The organism is Luteirhabdus pelagi (assembly GCF_016827595.1).
Taxonomy (GTDB): Bacteria; Bacteroidota; Bacteroidia; order Flavobacteriales; family Flavobacteriaceae; genus Luteirhabdus; species Luteirhabdus pelagi.
This window is the reverse complement of the sequence record NZ_JAECMS010000002.1, coordinates 580,015-595,618: the sequence shown is the minus strand read 5'-3', so window position 1 is coordinate 595,618 and position 15,604 is coordinate 580,015. Positions and strand designations below refer to the sequence as shown.

Genomic DNA, 15,604 nt, shown 5'->3' with positions numbered 1-15,604 from the left:
AAATGAGAAAAGTAAGAACATTCTTGAGTTTATTAATTGTCACATTTATGATTACGTCATGTAGTGATGAAAGCGACGACGCAATAATAGAAATAGAATATCTTGGATATTCAAATTTCATCATTGACAACAAAACTGACTTCGATCTTCAAATCGAATTTATCACTTCAGATGAGGACGGAAATGAACTAGATGACACAAAATCGGTTAGCTCCAACAGTTCAACGCTCATCCTCCAAGATGAAATGATCAACGGAAATCCTCGACCCACAAATTCCTTGAGCGAAATAAGGTTGTTTAGAGAAATTAATCAAGTTATGACCGAAGTTTACACCATGAGTCCAATTGATGATGATAGTTGGGTATTAACCGACAGAATATCAAATGATGGTGGCTTGGATACTTTTGAATATACCCTAACTATTACGAATCAAGATTTGAATTAATAGAAATTACAACTTACAAGCACTTAAAACGTAATTGCTTGCAGAACATTGCATCATATAAGGTCTAACTAAAACCTGATTTTATGTATAAAAAAAGCGGTTCGTATGTGAACCGCTTTTTTTTATTTCAATCTTTTTAATCGAACCATTGTTGCCAAGGAATTCTGCTTAGCATCAAGATCAAACCTATCGCATAGAAAATAGCCAGCGCCTTGAATTTTGGACGCGAGGTTAGCTTTTTCTTATGTCTCGAGTATCCAATGGTTACAAATACTATGGTAAGAATCATTATTAATGGATGTTCAACAGCATATAATCGCAACATGGAATCCTTCATTACCGTTCCCATTCCATTATTGGTAATAGACGAAAGCCCTAATGGCGAAATAAAATAAAGTACGAGTCCTATGAGCAATTGAATATGGGTAACGATTAAGGTGAAAAGTGCAATCCTGAAATCTTTCGGACCATATTCACGTTTGGTTGCCATTCCAGCGATACCATTAATAGTAGCGATAACCAACATAAAAAGGACGAGGTACGCCCACCAAGAATGAACAAATTGAACGGTTGTATACATAGTTTGTAGTGTTTTTAGTATTTCAAAGGTAGGGAATTCAACAAAAAAACCGTTCTCTAATAAAAGAACGGTGATACAATTCTAATATCTATAGAATAGACTATTCCTTCCGATACTTTGCTTGACATGCTTCTATACAAGGATAAGAGACAATTAAAATATTTCCGTTTCTTTCAAACGGATAATTATAATCGGGATTATTACAATCGTCGGAATTGAATGTTGACTCAGTTTCAGAATAAGTTCCGCTTGAAGATGTAGCGGTATCAGTGGTCATGTCGCACATCAATCCATTAGAGGTAATGGTGCCGTCTGATTGAAATACCAATTTCTTGTCGGAAGTTACCGATTCAAAAGAGCCGCTACCATCACCAGGATCACCATAAACTTCAATTAAAGTCCACGTGCCCACCAAATCCACTTCACCTGAAACATCATCGTCATCACTTTTGCAAGAAGAACAAAACAGTAAAACTGCCAAAAAAATCGAAAATACTTTCATGATGATATCTATTGATGTTTTTCTAAGATACAAAATTTCCAAATAGCTGGATTTAGCAGGTATAAAAAAACCGCTCCTCGAGAGAAGAGCGGTTTTGTAAAATAGTTCTAAATTCTCTTTAGTTGAAAATATAACGTAACCCAACTTGCATCTGCCATCTTGAAGATTGGATTCCGCTATCATCAATTTCCTCAATTCCATCAAGGAATGCAGGATCGAAAGTGAATTCTGGATCGGGACCATCTGATTCAGTAGTGATCAATCCTATTTGGCTTGGAATAAATTTCCGAACTCCCCATTCCTTATTAATAAGGTTGGTAAAGTTGAAGATATCCAATGATGCTTGAAGCGTATGCTTTTTACCCCCTACGTTTAGAGCAAAATCCTGTAAGAACTTCAAATCAATAATATGGTTCCATGGTCCTCTGGCTCCATTGTTTTCGGCATACTTACCACGACGGTCACGGAGGTATTCATTACCTTCAATAAATTGATCTAAGGCTGTCCATTGATCTTCGGCAGAAACAACGATGTTTCCATCACCATCGGTAATAGGCACCAAATTGATTTCAGATTCATTGGCAGGAATATAAATCAAGGCATTGTCTCTAGAATCATCATTCAAAAGATCACGTCCTTCATTATAGGTAAAGCTATAAGGACTTCCTTCCTGACCATTATAGAACAATCCAACAGTGGTTTTAAGATTATCATTCCATTCAACTTCATACAAAGCATTTGCAGAAACTCTATGACCTGTTGCAAACTGTGAATTTGTAGCTCTTGGATTTGCATTCTTACCATTTACAGTTATCAAGTTTCTCCATTGCGAGCTATTTTGCGAAGAGGTCCCTTCAAAAACATATTCACCTTCACCATAGGTATAGGCCACTTGGCCAGAGAATCCGTTTTGGAACGGCTTGGTGATAGAGAATGTCGCATTATAAGAGTATCCCAGTCCTGTATTCGAACCAAGGATAATACGACCATAAGTATCATCGATTGGGTTGCTATCGTTATAATACGGACGGTTATCGGCCCCGTTCAAGGTACCCACTGCTGGTCGGATGTTCAAGTTCTCATAGAAGACATTTGTGATAACGTCGTTGTACAAGAAATCTGCAGAAGCTATTAAATTCCAAAATGGAAGCTTTTGATCTACTGCGATATTATATTTCATCGTCTGCGGCAACTTAAAATCAGGTGTAAATATATCAACATTTCCACCTACCGCTCCGGTACCAGGAACTGAGGTTACGGGCTGTTCGTCTACATTAGGATTAAAGAATACTGGATCGTCTTGTAGAAATCCTGCAGAGAAACCAGTCGTTAACCCGTTGTTGTTGTAAGTTGCTCCAGGCCATACCAACGGAATCCTTGAGGTAAAGATACCAAGACCACCTCTTACTTGTGTCTTCTTTTCACCATTCACGTCCCAGTTGAATCCAAGACGCGGGGCGATATGGGGTAAGCTTCGAATTTTCTTCCCAACTTCGGCTCCCTGAAGATCCTTACCAAAGGACTCCAATAATGGAATGGTTCGAGTATTGAAGTCTTCATTTACCGCACCATCCTCGAAATACGGAATGTCGACACGCAATCCAGCCGAAACCTTTACGTCATCTGTCAAATCAACTTCATCCTGTACATAAAATCCTAATTGAGTGTAGGTAAATTCTGCCGCACCTTGACTGCTATCGCCCGTACCTCCTATCAAGGAATAATTATAGAAGAAATCGTCTGCAGGAACTTCATTCCCTGGCATTCCGTCCAAATATGTATTAAAATCGGCAAGACTATCAAACGTATAGTCTCCAAAGTTTTGACCAAAGAAAACGTTCAAGACATCTGTGTATTCAAAATTTGCTCCAATGGTAATATTATGTGCTCCAGAGAAGATAGAGAAGTTATTGGTTACTGTAAACACATCTTGCTCCAACAAGTTAGCTGTTGAAAATGGCTCGGAACCAAAGCTAATTTCGCCGATACCATCACGAATGGTAACCGCTGGAAATGGATCACCTAAAGGACCACGGTCGTCGACAACGGTAGTATAACCAATTCGTAAATTGTTCGCTAAGTTATCCCCATTACTAGTGCTCCATTCTACAGTCGATGAGTTCGTAGTTGAAGGGAAGTATACGCCGCTATTCAAAAAGTTAATCGATCGGAAACTAGATGAGTTCGGTGAAGTTTGTTCTGCATTTACATAATTATGCTTCGCCGTAATAGAGTTTTTAGAATCGATATTATAATCTAAGCGAATTGTAAATTTATCGCTAGTTAACATTCGAGTGTTATTTGCAAAACCACCAGGGTTATAACCAAAAACATCTATAAGACCTTGTCGAAGCGCGTTGATTTCTTCCAAACTAGAGTCGCCCGTGTATTGTCCGAAATTAAACGGTTGCGGGGTTTCTTCTTCTTGTCGCTCGTAGTTTACAAAGAAGAACAGTTTATCTTTTATGATAGGACCTCCAATTCTAGCTCCGTATAGCTGTGCCGTAAATTCATCTAATTTTTCACGATTATCGGCATCGATATCAACGGGTGTTTTTCCAGCTAAACTTTCGTTTCTCAAATAATAATAAGCTGATCCTTGCAACTCGTTGTCACCAGATCGTGTAATAGCGTTAATAGCACCTCCAGAGAAACCAGATTGCCGAACATCGAAAGGCGAAAGGTTTACCTGAAAGGATTCGATTGCATCTACAGACAAAGGATTCACTCCCGTTTGTCCACCGTTTGTTCCAGAAGCTGCTAATCCAAATACATCATTATTAACCGTACCGTCCAAATAGATAGAGTTGTATCGGTTATTCTGACCTGCTAGGGAAATAGCTCCAGATTCAGCCACCAATGCCTGTGGCGTTTTTCTAACAAAATCTCCAATTCCTCTTGAAACGGAAGGAAGCGTTTGAATTTCTCTAGTAGAAACATTTGTTTCAGCACCCGTTTTTCCAGAGTCAAACACACCATTAGACTGAGCGGTAATTACGACTTCATCTAAAGCATTTTCAGTTTCTGCCATTGTAGCATCTATCTCTTCAGAATCACCTAGCTGTAAATACACGTTCTCGCGAACGAATTCCTCATATCCAACAAATGTGATGGTGATGGTGTAGGGACCGCCCACACGCATGTTAACGATGCGATAAAACCCGTCGAAATCGGAGATAGCACCGTAACGCGTACCTGAAGGATTGTGGACAGCCACAACGTTGGCTCCAGGAAGCGCTTCGCCTTGTGCATCCGTTATCTTTCCGTTTATGGCAGAAGTCGTTACCCCTTGCCCAAACATACTGAACGTTGCACCTAGTACAAATACTAAGAGTAATAGTTTTTTCATAGTTATGAAGTTTGTTAAAATTTGATGCAAAATTACGTCTCATCTCCTCTTTAAACCTCTTTTCAAAGGTTAAGAAAATGTGAAGAAATTTACACCCAATTAAGGTAACTATGAAAATCGTAAGATGCTGACTACAAGTATTTTATTTGCTAACAGCTTATCAACATCTTGACTTATAGGAGTATGGCTTCGGTATTGTTTTCCTTATAGGGGATACAATCCAATTGATCCTTTAGGGGTATCATGTAATTGAAGTATGCCGGACGAAGTTCTTCTTCCATAGGCTTGCTCATAGGTAAATCCTGCTTAAATGGATCTACTTGTTTTCCGTTTTTCCAGAAACGGTAGCAAACGTGCGGACCACCCGTATTACCAGTCATCCCAATCCAGCCAATAACTTCTCCTTGACGAACGTAATCGCCCACCTTCACCTTACGTTGCTTCATATGAAGGTATTGGGTTTCGAAAGTGCTGTTATGGCGAATTTTGACGTAGTTTCCATTCCCGCCGCGACGCTCCGATTTGGTGACGGTACCATCTGCCGTTGCGAGAATCGGCGTACCCAATGGTGCCGCGAAATCGGTTCCTTTGTGCGGACGAAGTTTATACCCGTAATACTTGATACGGCGCTTAAGATTATATCGGGATGATATACGGTAATTGAATTTGATTGGCGATTTCAAGAAGGCGCGTCGAAGATTGTCCGCATTTTCATCATAAAAATCGATAACACTTCTACCTACACTGTCCATGGGCGTTTCATAACTGAAAGCATACAAAGGCGCACCTCTATGCTCAAAAAGTGCTGCCTTTATTTCATGAATCCCAGCCGGTATCGAATCGTTAATAAACTTTTCCGTATACACGACCTTAAAGCGATCGCCTTCCTGTAAGTGAAAGAAATTGACTGTCCAAGCATAAATATTGGCCAATCGTTCACTCATGTAGGGCGATAAATTCTGTTCGGCCATCGTTTCAGATAATGAGCTCGTAATAACTCCAGAAGCAGAACGTTCCCGATAGGTAACCGGCTTTTCTGAAGTAAACGATTTTACCTCATCGCGTAAATCGACGACGGCATAATCTACCTTGTTCTTTTCGTAAATGAATACTTGAGTAGTATTGGTTGTATCTTTGGCATTCAACAACACATAAGGTTTTCCAACGACCATCCGACGTACATCGAAGGTATCCTGGAACTTAGTTGCCACTTCAAAAATTTTGGACTGTGGTACGCCATTAGCATTGAGAATATCGCCAAAGGTATCGCCAGGGCGAACCGTATCGCGTATCACATTGAAATTGTTAAGTATATAGCCGTATTCCTCGACCAGCTTTGGGGCGGTTTCCTTCTTCTCTATTACTTTTGCTATCTCTTCATTTCCACTGTTGCAAGCCGCAAGAAGTACGACAGACAACCCTAACATAAAAATCCTTTTCAAATTGTTACTTCTGTTTTTCAGTGTTAAACGTATGGGTCACCCACTCGCGACCCCAATTTTCTTTTTCATTTTGGCTCCAAAGATTAGGAAAAAAATGCACTTTTTGAAAACTAGGTGGTAGAAATTGCTTCCAATTGGTACCGCCTGTTGCCGATATTTCCTTCCCGCGATCGTTATTTAAATACCGATACGCAGCTCCCATATGCATTAGTAGCCAGTTTACATTGACGTTAACGTCTAAATTTCGTAATTCTTTTATTAGACGCTCATTTTTTTGTTCCGTTTCAGGTAATTGCAAGAATTTATGGTACAACGTATTGCCTTCAACTTCCTTTGCAATCCGTATAAAACGCGGTGTATACCTATATTCGAACTGTTTAAGGGTAAGGGTTTTTTCTTTAGTAGCCAAATCGGTAGCACCTTTTTTCCAATAAAGATTCTCATACAAGTCCTCGATACTCTCTTTTGAAGAGAATTCCTCCCGAACAGACGCATCGACTAAATGTTCCAAAGGTGTTGCATAAATTTCAATCATTCTGAATTGTGCCGATTGAAAGCCGCTGGCGGGCAATAAACTCATTCTAAACTTCAAAAATTGCTCGCGTTCCATGCCACGAATCATAATATCGAAGGAGTCGATCAAAACCTTAAAGTACCGATTGATTCGGGCTGCCTTCTGCTGAAAGAAATCTGCCTGTTGAAGCTTATCGTCCAGCACCTGTTTTATTTCATGGATAATAAGCTTGAAATAGAGCTCGGTAATCTGATGATACCCGATAAAGATTTCTTCGTCGGGAAAATGTGTTCGGGGTACTTGAAGACTTAAAAGAGTGTCTAAATGGATATAATCCCAATAGGTAAGATAACGATCATAGAGTAAACCTTCTAAATATGCATTGAGATCTTGGCCTGAGTTTTTAAACTTCTCTTGAAGTTCCTTTATTTGCTTTTCTGTTTTGGAATCCAGCGCCATACTATTAGTCCATAATTATTTTGAAGGAATGTTGTAGTCCTTTGAACTCGGTTAAGGTTGCCTTTAGCGAACCGACCGCCAAATCTGCCTTTATAAGCATTGGCATTTTGTTTTTGTCGTCAGTAACCCAAACCGTCAAGCTTTCCTTTTCCTTGAAAACCCTTCCTGCTTGAACATACGGCCTAAATTTCAGGGTAGGAACTTTTCCAAATTTCGTATCTAAGGTATCACGCCCAAGAAACTTCAAACGGAATTTATAGTTTTCCTTATCAAAAAACATATTCATATCGATTGTATCGCCCTCTTCAATATCGGAAACATCTAAATAATTCCGGAGATAATAGAAGGCAGAAACCATATCTTGTGCATCCTTAGGGAACGAAACTGCATCGACCTTATCATGCTTAATATTATTCACGAGTGCAATCCCAGTGGAATGATCGAAGTCTATCTGAATATCCTTGGTATGGCCACCTTCATCGATTTTTCGAATAAACCGATGGGGTAAATCCGTATCCTGATCGATATACGATTGATAATAATCTTCAACATCAAAAAATAATTTTGATAATCCGACCGTTCGGCCCTCCCCTTTTACGTGAAATACAGGAACCCCGTTTAAACTAGTGTTATCTACCTCAAGAGTAGCATATCCGGCTGTTACAAAGCCGTAATGAACCCTAAATTTAAACCATTCGCCATCGCCATAGGCACGCTCCTGAGCAAACCCGTAAAAGGATAGTAACAAAAGAGATAAAAGAAGTAGGCGTTTCATACTATTGGGACATGATTTTGGAAATAGGGTTACAACATCTATTCCAAAAATAAAAAAACTCCACCGATAACCGATGGAGTTCTCATTTTCAAAAAATTAAATTTACAATGTTCCGCGCGATTCTTGTTCGCGTTCAATAGCTTCAAAAAGTGCTTTAAAGTTTCCTTTCCCAAAGGATTGCGCCCCTTTTCGCTGGATAATTTCAAAAAACATGGTGGGTCTATCCAACACCGGTTTGGTAAAAATCTGAAGCAAATAGCCTTCATCATCACGGTCAATCAAGACCCCTAATTCCTTTAACGGCTCCAAATCCTCGTCAATTTCACCTACACGATCCAATACGGTATCGTAATAGGTGTCTGGAACATATAAGAATTCTACACCGCGATCGCGCAACTGGGTAACGGTTTCAATGATATTATCGGTAGCAACAGCGATGTGCTGAACACCTGCACCGTTATAAAAGTCGATGTATTCTTCAATTTGTGATTTTTTTCGTCCTTCCGCAGGTTCATTTATCGGAAATTTAATGCGTCCATTTCCATTGCTCATCACCTTACTCATCAAGGCGGTGTATTCGGTGGAAATATCTTTATCATCGAAAGAAACCAACTGCGCAAAGCCCATAACCTTCGCATAGAATTCCACCCATTTGTTCATTTCGTTCCATCCTACATTCCCAACCATATGGTCGATATACTTCAACCCAAGCGGTTCTGGCCTGTACGATTTCGTGATGGGTTGATACCCCGGCAAAAAAGGACCGTCATATGCATTTCGCTCTACAAATATGTGAACCGTTTCACCATACGTATGAATACCCGACAGCACCACCTTACCATTTTTATCTTCACGAGTGGTTGGTTCCATATAGGGTTCTGCGCCACGCTTGGTGGTTTCCTCGAAACTTTTGGTAGCATCATCGACCCAAAGTGCTACAACTTTAACACCATCGCCGTGTTTTTCGATATGGCGATTAATATCGCCACCCTCTCCCATCGCAGAGGTAAGGACTAAACGAATTTTCCCTTGTTGAAGCACATAGGAAACACTGTTCTTATTGCCTGTTTCCAAGCCACTATAAGCTACGGGTTGAAAGCCCCAAGCTGTTTGGTAGTAGTAGGCTGCTTGTTTTGCATTTCCTACATATAATTCGACAAAGTCGGTACCTAAAATAGGAAGAAAATCTTCCGCTTGTGGCACGACCTTTTTTAGTTTTTGTGAAGTGGTATCTGTACTCATTTTTCTATTCTATTAATAAAGTTGTCGTTTCTTATAAATTCTTTTAGTCTTCATTCTCTAACCACGATCGATAATAATCGCCGTCGGCCAGTTTTAATGCGTCTTCTGTTACTTGTAGTGGTTTAAACGTATCCACCATCACAGCTAATTCGTCGGTTTTTACCTTTCCGATACTTCTTTCGGTAGCACCGGGATGCGGACCATGCGGTATCCCCGCTGGGTGCAAGGAAATATGTCCTTTATCGATATCGTTTCGGCTCATGAAATCGCCATCCACATAATACAATACTTCATCGCTATCGATATTACTATGATTGTAAGGTGCTGGAATACTTTCGGGATGATAGTCATAAATTCTTGGCACAAAACTACAGACTACAAAAGCATCGGTTTCAAACGTTTGGTGTACCGGTGGTGGTTGATGTACCCGTCCCGTTATCGGTTCAAAATCGTGGATAGAAAACGCGTATGGATAATTGTAACCATCATAGCCAACCACATCGAAAGGATGGGTAGCATAGATCATATCAAAAATCTCGTCCTTTTTCTTCACTTTTATTAGAAACTCGCCTTTTTCATCATGGGTTTCCAACTCTTCTGGTCGACGAATATCGCGTTCACAAAAGGGAGAATGCTCCAACAATTGTCCGAACCAGTTACGATAGCGCTTGGGAGTGTAAATCGGCCTACGCGATTCCACGATAAACAAGCGATTATCCTTCGTATCAAATTTCATTTTATAAATCATTCCCCGAGGAATAATCAAGTAGTCGCCATATTCAAATTTTAGATTTCCGAGATGGGTCCGAAGCGTTCCGGAGCCTTCATGCACAAAAATCATTTCATCGGCATCGGTATTTTTATAGAAATAGTCGTCTTGCGACGCTTGCGGAGCTGCTAAAATTATGCTGCAATCGCTGTTGGTAAGTACCGTTTTACGACTTTCAAGATAGTCCTTTTCCGGCGCTACCTCGAAACCTTTAAAGCGATACGATTGAATGTTATTCGCCTTTGCAATTTTAGGAGCGACGCTATATTGGTTTCTAATCTCCTTCACCTGTGTAGGACGATGGACGTGGTACATATTGCAGGACATACCATCGAAGCCAATCGTTCCGAATAGTTGTTCGTAATACAAGCTACCATCCGGCTTTCGGAATTGTGTATGACGTTTATGGGGAATTTCCCCGAGCTTATGATAAAAAGGCATAAATAGCTGAGTTTGTTACACAAATATCGTAAAAATTTGGCGGGTATTTATGTAAGGGAATGCTAAAACCGGAAGCCTGCGGTGACGAACCATTCGCCTTCATCACGTTCAGGAGAGTAGGAGTATTTCAACTCTAAGGGACCTAGGAATGTTTCCATACCATAGCCAAGTGCAAAACCGGAATAATCGATACCATCTATCCATTGACCCGTTTCAAATAAATCGTCGCCGATGTTCGCAATATTAGCAGCTATGTTCACGTGGTTATTACGGAAAATTTCGTAATCGAATGTCAGGGAAGATTTAAGATAGGTATTCCCTCGTAGGCTCAATGCCTCATAGCCGAAAAATGGCATAATGTTGTTGGTCTTCCGATAGCCATAGCCACCCAAAAAGAAATCCAATGTTCGCGTAGCATCGTTTCCAATGGTAAAGCCTCCTTGTGTAGCGACGACGGCAGAAAGTTTGGATGTTATCGATTGGGCATAAGCAGCTTTCGCCCGTGCTATCGAGAATTGGTCAAAATCCGTATTGGAACCTTCAGCAAAAAGATATAGGTGAAAATCGCCATCGAAAAATATTCCACTTTTTGGAAAAAACGAGTTGTCGAAGGTGTCGTAGCGCAAGTAGCCGTAGGTGCTGAAATAATTGGTGTTTTCAAAAACAGTCCTGGGGTTTTCATCTTCATCAATCCCGATGGTTTCAGACACTAACCTCAGCCATTTATGCTCGGCTCCAATTCCCAACAAAAAGTTTCTTCTGAAGAGGGTTTCAACATACAATTGGTTGGTCAGATCGCCATATTCGAGTTCTATTTCATTTAGTTGTGTTTGGTTCGAAAAGCCTAGTTCATCACTGATCAGGTCGACAGCAATATCCTTATCGAAGAACAAGAATCGCGAGCGTAACCCAATACTCCAATAAAAACCCTTATCGATATAATAATTGAAATCATACCGAATATTATCGCCAACTACAAAGTCGAATGAAACGATATCATTGTTGGTAAAGACACGCTTTCGAGTGACGTTCATAAGGGCTGCTGTTCGATAGAGATCGTCGTAATGTGCTCCAAGACGCAATGTCATTTGTGAGTCGTTTTCCCTTAGATTGAATACAATCTTGTAGGTGCCATCCTCCAATTGCATTAAACGATAATTGATATCTTGGAAGTTTCCAGTGGCAGAAAGATTGTTTACGCCTTCATAGAAACGCTTATTTGAAATTTCGGCCGGTGTTTTCAATTTCAATTTCCCCAACACATAGGATCGTGTATACTTTTCATTTCCATTAATCTCAACAGTACTAACGTAGATTTTGTTTTTCTGAAAAAAGTCAACATCCGGACGATCCACCTGCTTTTGTTGCGATGCGATACTTCTTAGTTTATCTAATACGCTACGAGCCTCTTCCCTACCAGATTCAATGATCTTCTTCCCTTCATCGAAAGAAACCACCGAGAAGTCCTTGATATTCGGATTTATGTAGATATCGGTACGTTTTCTTTTTTCAACCATATCCTCGATGGTTCTGTAATTATTCACCTGTACTAAAACATCGAATGCAGATTCCAAGCTTTCGCGTGTTTTCAAACTATCTTGAACATCCACACCAATTACAATATCGGCACCCAAAGCTCGAACCTCATCTATGGGATAGTTGTTCACCACCCCACCATCAATATAAATCGTATCGTTAATAGCTACTGGTGAAAAGAGACTTGGCAGGGCACCACTCGCTGTAATGGCTCTTGGTAAATATCCCTCGTTTAGAATCACTTCCTTGCCCGATTCTACATTCGTAGCCACACAAAAGAACGGAATTGGTAATTTGCTGAAATCATCCACGTCACTTACATGTAGCGTAAGTCTGGAAATAAGATTATATACATTCTGCCCTTTGGAAAGCCCTGAGGGAAACCCGATCTTGAAACTATCGAACGGAAGTGTAATAGCGTATTTCTCCGATTCATCCTTCTCGTAAAAGGTTTTTGCGCTACGCGGAATATCATCCTGAATCAGCGTAGTAAAATCTGTCTCATTGAAAATAGAGTCCAATTGCTTGGCCGAATAGCCTGAAGCGTATAACCCACCGATTATCGCTCCCATACTCGTTCCGCCAATATAATCGATACGAACGCCGGCTTCTTCCAATATTTCCAAGGCGCCGATATGCGCCAACCCCTTGGCACCGCCACCACTGAGCACCAGCCCCACCTTCACGTCTTGGTCTTGGGAGGGGTATTGGGCCACCAAAAGGTTGGATACCATAAGAAATACTATTAGAAGGGAATATTTCATTCAGTCTATGAGTCTATGAGTCTAAAGGTTATTATTTTAGTTGTGATTTTCGTAAGGCATGTATCATCGCTGTTATTTCTGAAATATTGTTTCTTAACAGCACATATTCCTCTTTCGATATATATTCCAAATCTAAAGATAGGATACTTTGACTTACTAGCTCCATTGCAGATCCATATGCTATTTCGCTAAACCGTGCTGCTTCTTTCTTAGATTTGCGACTAACTCCTTCAGCGATGTTGGAAGAGATAGAAATAGCTGCTCTTCGCATCTGACTTATCAATCCGAACTTTTCTTCCTCTGGAAAAGTAGCTGTTATAGTATATACTTCATATGACAAATTCCGAGATTTCTGCCAAACCTTTAACTTCTCAAAGCCAAACTTTTTCATGTTTTAGTTTGTTAACGCTTCACTTATACACTCATAGCCATATCGACTCCTCCACTTCTATTCTACTTCTGAAAATACGTAATTATCTTTTTCGCTCGGCTAGCTCCGATGACATTTGCCAAATCATCGAAACTGGCTTTTTCGATTCGTTTGGTACTTTTGAAATGCTTCAACAACTGAACGACCGTTTTTTCGCCAATTCCAGGAATGGTTTCCAATGCGGTATTCAATGCTTGCTTGCTTCGCTTATCGCGATGGAAGGTAATGCCAAAACGATGGGCTTCATTTCGCAGTTGCTGAATAATCTTCAAGGTCTCACTTTTCTTATCCAAATACAAGGGAACAGGATCATCTGGATAAAACAACTCTTCCAAACGCTTGGCAATTCCAACAATGGCGATTTTCCCTCTAAGTTCCAACCGCTCCAAACTTTTCAACGCAGAAGACAGTTGTCCCTTTCCACCATCTATGATGATAAGTTGCGGCAAAGGTTGCTCTTCATTCAACAATCTTTTATACCGACGGTAGACCACCTCTTCCATACTTGCAAAATCGTCTGGGCCTTCCACAGTCTTTATATTGTATTTACGATAGTCCTTTTTACTCGGTTTCCCATTTTTAAACACCACGCAGGCGGCAACTGGATTGGTTCCTTGGATATTACTGTTATCGAAGCATTCAATATGACGTGGTTCCTCGGAAAGACGAAGGTCCTTCTTCATCTGCGCCATAATTCTGTTTTCATGTCGATCAGGATCGACAATCTTCGCCTGTTTGAAGCGCTCCATGCGATAGTATTTCGCATTGCGAAGCGAAAGGTCTAAAATCTTCTTTTTATCGCCTAGTTTGGGTACATGTACCTTCAACCCTTCCTCTACTTCAATTTTGAAGGGAAGATAAATTTCCTTTGATTGTGAATTGAAACGCTGCCGTAATTCAACTACCGCAAGTTTCAACAGTTCCTTATCCGATTCCTGAAGTTTCTTTTTGATCTCCAAGGTGTGCGAACGAATGATGCTTCCGAAGGAAATCTGAAGAAAGTTTACATAGCCATAGCTTTCATCCGAAACGATGGAGAACACATCCACATTGTTGATCTTCGGATTGACAACGGTGCTTTTCGACTGATAATTCTCCAGTACATCAATCTTTTCCTTGATGCGTTGGGCATCCTCGAATTGAAGGTCGGCCGCATGTTGCTTCATTTGTTTTTTGAAGCGCGAAAGCGAGTCCTTGAAATTTCCTTTAATAATATTCCGAATAGCATCAATATTTTCTTGATAGTCTCTTTCTGCTTGCATTCCTTCACACGGACCGGCACAGTTATGAAGGTGGTATTCCAAACAGACCTTATATTTCCCATTTCGGATTTTCTCTTCTGAAAGATCGTAGTTACAGGTCCGCAGTGGGTACAGACCTCGAATCAAATCCAACAAGGTATGCACCGTTTTCATGCTGGTATAAGGACCGTAATATTCCGAACCATCCTTTATAACACGTCGCGTTGGAAAAACACGTGGGAAGCGTTCATTTTTAATACAAATCCAAGGATAAGATTTGTCGTCCTTCAACATCACATTATAGCGAGGCTGGTATTTTTTTATCAGGTTATTCTCGAGTAGTAAAGCGTCGGTTTCATTGGCGACCACGATATGCTTGATGTCCCTAATTTTCCTTACCAATAATCGGGTTCGGGCGTTATCGTGGGTTTTGTTGAAATAGGAAGAAACCCTTTTTTTCAAGTTTTTTGCTTTGCCAACATATAATAGCTTCCCGTTTTTATCATAGTATTGATACACTCCGGGAGAATTTGGGAGGGTTGAAATTTGAAGTGGTACGGAAGCTTGGGCCATGATTCAAAGATAGCGGTTGTGGGCTTTTTTCACGCCTTCAAAACATACGAAAAATATGTTAAGGTAGGGTTAAAGCAACCGCTATTTCAAACCTAAAGTTAGATTTATACGTACTTATGGTAGTGTAAATAGTATGCAAGAACAACGAATAGCATTTTTTCCAACGAAGCAGTTAGTAGTAGTGCTAACGGTACTATACCTTTTCGCCCCCCTCCATGCCCCGATAACGTCCTTATTTCACAGCATTTCGCATACTATTTCGAAAACGTCTTCAGATCACGAGCATGATCACGAGCATGACATTTCACATTCGCACGATCATAAAGTATTACAATTCCTCTCCACCTTATTAGGAGAAAATGAAACGCAGGATTCACCAAAACACCTAACGAAACTCGAATTCGACAAGCATCTACTTCAATTTAAGCAGTACTTACCCGAATCATTTACTTTTTATCTTCACGTTGCCTCGCACTACTACGAGGTAGGGTATGAACACTATCGTTCTACCCCCGTTCCTCCTCCCCGATTCATGGTTTGA

The 15,604-nt window shown here is 40.4% G+C and carries 13 protein-coding genes; 2 read left to right on the top strand and 11 right to left on the bottom strand.

Features of this window, described 5'->3' with window-relative positions:
- Positions 1-2: 2 nt before the first annotated feature.
- The gene (locus tag I4Q58_RS07530) at positions 3-446 is read left to right on the top strand and encodes a hypothetical protein (RefSeq protein ID WP_203295272.1); all 444 of its coding nucleotides are present in this window, start codon (positions 3-5) and stop codon (positions 444-446) included.
- 136 nt (positions 447-582) lie between these two features.
- On the opposite strand, the gene I4Q58_RS07525 is transcribed toward I4Q58_RS07530, so the two are convergent.
- From I4Q58_RS07525 to uvrC, 11 genes are all read right to left on the bottom strand, one after another.
- Positions 583-1,026, bottom strand: coding sequence for a hypothetical protein (locus tag I4Q58_RS07525; RefSeq protein ID WP_203295271.1), 444 nt, complete (start codon positions 1,024-1,026; stop codon positions 583-585).
- A 100-nt stretch (positions 1,027-1,126) separates the two neighbouring features.
- Positions 1,127-1,528 (bottom strand): lipocalin family protein, encoded by a 402-nt coding sequence (locus tag I4Q58_RS07520; RefSeq protein WP_203295270.1) that lies wholly within the window; start codon positions 1,526-1,528, stop codon positions 1,127-1,129.
- A 118-nt stretch (positions 1,529-1,646) separates the two neighbouring features.
- Positions 1,647-4,877 carry a TonB-dependent receptor gene (locus I4Q58_RS07515; RefSeq protein ID WP_203295269.1) on the bottom strand — a complete coding sequence of 1,077 codons (3,231 nt, stop codon included), beginning with the start codon at positions 4,875-4,877 and terminating at the stop codon, positions 1,647-1,649.
- Between the two features lie 173 nt (positions 4,878-5,050).
- The gene (locus I4Q58_RS07510; RefSeq protein WP_236002857.1) at positions 5,051-6,319 is read right to left on the bottom strand and encodes a M23 family metallopeptidase; all 1,269 of its coding nucleotides are present in this window, start codon (positions 6,317-6,319) and stop codon (positions 5,051-5,053) included.
- A gap of 4 nt (positions 6,320-6,323) precedes the next feature.
- Positions 6,324-7,292 (bottom strand): tryptophan 2,3-dioxygenase family protein, encoded by a 969-nt coding sequence (locus tag I4Q58_RS07505; protein WP_203295268.1) that lies wholly within the window; start codon positions 7,290-7,292, stop codon positions 6,324-6,326.
- A gap of 4 nt (positions 7,293-7,296) precedes the next feature.
- Positions 7,297-8,067, bottom strand: coding sequence for a DUF3108 domain-containing protein (locus I4Q58_RS07500; protein ID WP_203295267.1), 771 nt, complete (start codon positions 8,065-8,067; stop codon positions 7,297-7,299).
- A gap of 102 nt (positions 8,068-8,169) precedes the next feature.
- On the bottom strand, positions 8,170-9,309 hold the full coding sequence (gene hppD / locus I4Q58_RS07495) for a 4-hydroxyphenylpyruvate dioxygenase (RefSeq protein ID WP_203295266.1): 1,140 nt from the start codon (positions 9,307-9,309) through the stop codon (positions 8,170-8,172).
- Positions 9,310-9,352: 43 nt separating this feature from the next.
- Complete coding sequence (locus I4Q58_RS07490) at positions 9,353-10,519, bottom strand: homogentisate 1,2-dioxygenase (protein WP_203295265.1); 1,167 nt, start codon at positions 10,517-10,519, stop codon at positions 9,353-9,355.
- 62 nt (positions 10,520-10,581) lie between these two features.
- On the bottom strand, positions 10,582-12,819 hold the full coding sequence (locus I4Q58_RS07485; RefSeq protein ID WP_203295264.1) for a patatin-like phospholipase family protein: 2,238 nt from the start codon (positions 12,817-12,819) through the stop codon (positions 10,582-10,584).
- Positions 12,820-12,850: 31 nt separating this feature from the next.
- Positions 12,851-13,210 (bottom strand): four helix bundle protein, encoded by a 360-nt coding sequence (locus I4Q58_RS07480; protein WP_203295263.1) that lies wholly within the window; start codon positions 13,208-13,210, stop codon positions 12,851-12,853.
- Between the two features lie 62 nt (positions 13,211-13,272).
- On the bottom strand, positions 13,273-15,063 hold the full coding sequence (gene uvrC / locus I4Q58_RS07475; protein ID WP_203295262.1) for an excinuclease ABC subunit UvrC: 1,791 nt from the start codon (positions 15,061-15,063) through the stop codon (positions 13,273-13,275).
- A gap of 133 nt (positions 15,064-15,196) precedes the next feature.
- Between uvrC and I4Q58_RS07470 the strand changes: the two genes are divergently transcribed.
- Positions 15,197-15,604 carry a hypothetical protein gene (locus I4Q58_RS07470; protein WP_203295261.1) on the top strand — a complete coding sequence of 136 codons (408 nt, stop codon included), beginning with the start codon at positions 15,197-15,199 and terminating at the stop codon, positions 15,602-15,604.

Bases quoted from the DNA above. Each gene is read 5' to 3' on its own strand.
- I4Q58_RS07530 (WP_203295272.1), top strand. From the start codon at position 3: ATGAGAAAAGTAAGAACATTCTTGAGTTTATTAATTGTCACATTTATG.
- I4Q58_RS07525 (WP_203295271.1), bottom strand. From the start codon at position 1,026: ATGTATACAACCGTTCAATTTGTTCATTCTTGGTGGGCGTACCTCGTC.
- I4Q58_RS07520 (WP_203295270.1), bottom strand. From the start codon at position 1,528: ATGAAAGTATTTTCGATTTTTTTGGCAGTTTTACTGTTTTGTTCTTCT.
- I4Q58_RS07515 (WP_203295269.1), bottom strand. From the start codon at position 4,877: ATGAAAAAACTATTACTCTTAGTATTTGTACTAGGTGCAACGTTCAGT.
- I4Q58_RS07505 (WP_203295268.1), bottom strand. From the start codon at position 7,292: ATGGCGCTGGATTCCAAAACAGAAAAGCAAATAAAGGAACTTCAAGAG.
- I4Q58_RS07500 (WP_203295267.1), bottom strand. From the start codon at position 8,067: ATGAAACGCCTACTTCTTTTATCTCTTTTGTTACTATCCTTTTACGGG.
- hppD (WP_203295266.1), bottom strand. From the start codon at position 9,309: ATGAGTACAGATACCACTTCACAAAAACTAAAAAAGGTCGTGCCACAA.
- I4Q58_RS07490 (WP_203295265.1), bottom strand. From the start codon at position 10,519: ATGCCTTTTTATCATAAGCTCGGGGAAATTCCCCATAAACGTCATACA.
- I4Q58_RS07485 (WP_203295264.1), bottom strand. From the start codon at position 12,819: ATGAAATATTCCCTTCTAATAGTATTTCTTATGGTATCCAACCTTTTG.
- I4Q58_RS07480 (WP_203295263.1), bottom strand. From the start codon at position 13,210: ATGAAAAAGTTTGGCTTTGAGAAGTTAAAGGTTTGGCAGAAATCTCGG.
- uvrC (WP_203295262.1), bottom strand. From the start codon at position 15,063: ATGGCCCAAGCTTCCGTACCACTTCAAATTTCAACCCTCCCAAATTCT.
- I4Q58_RS07470 (WP_203295261.1), top strand. From the start codon at position 15,197: ATGCAAGAACAACGAATAGCATTTTTTCCAACGAAGCAGTTAGTAGTA.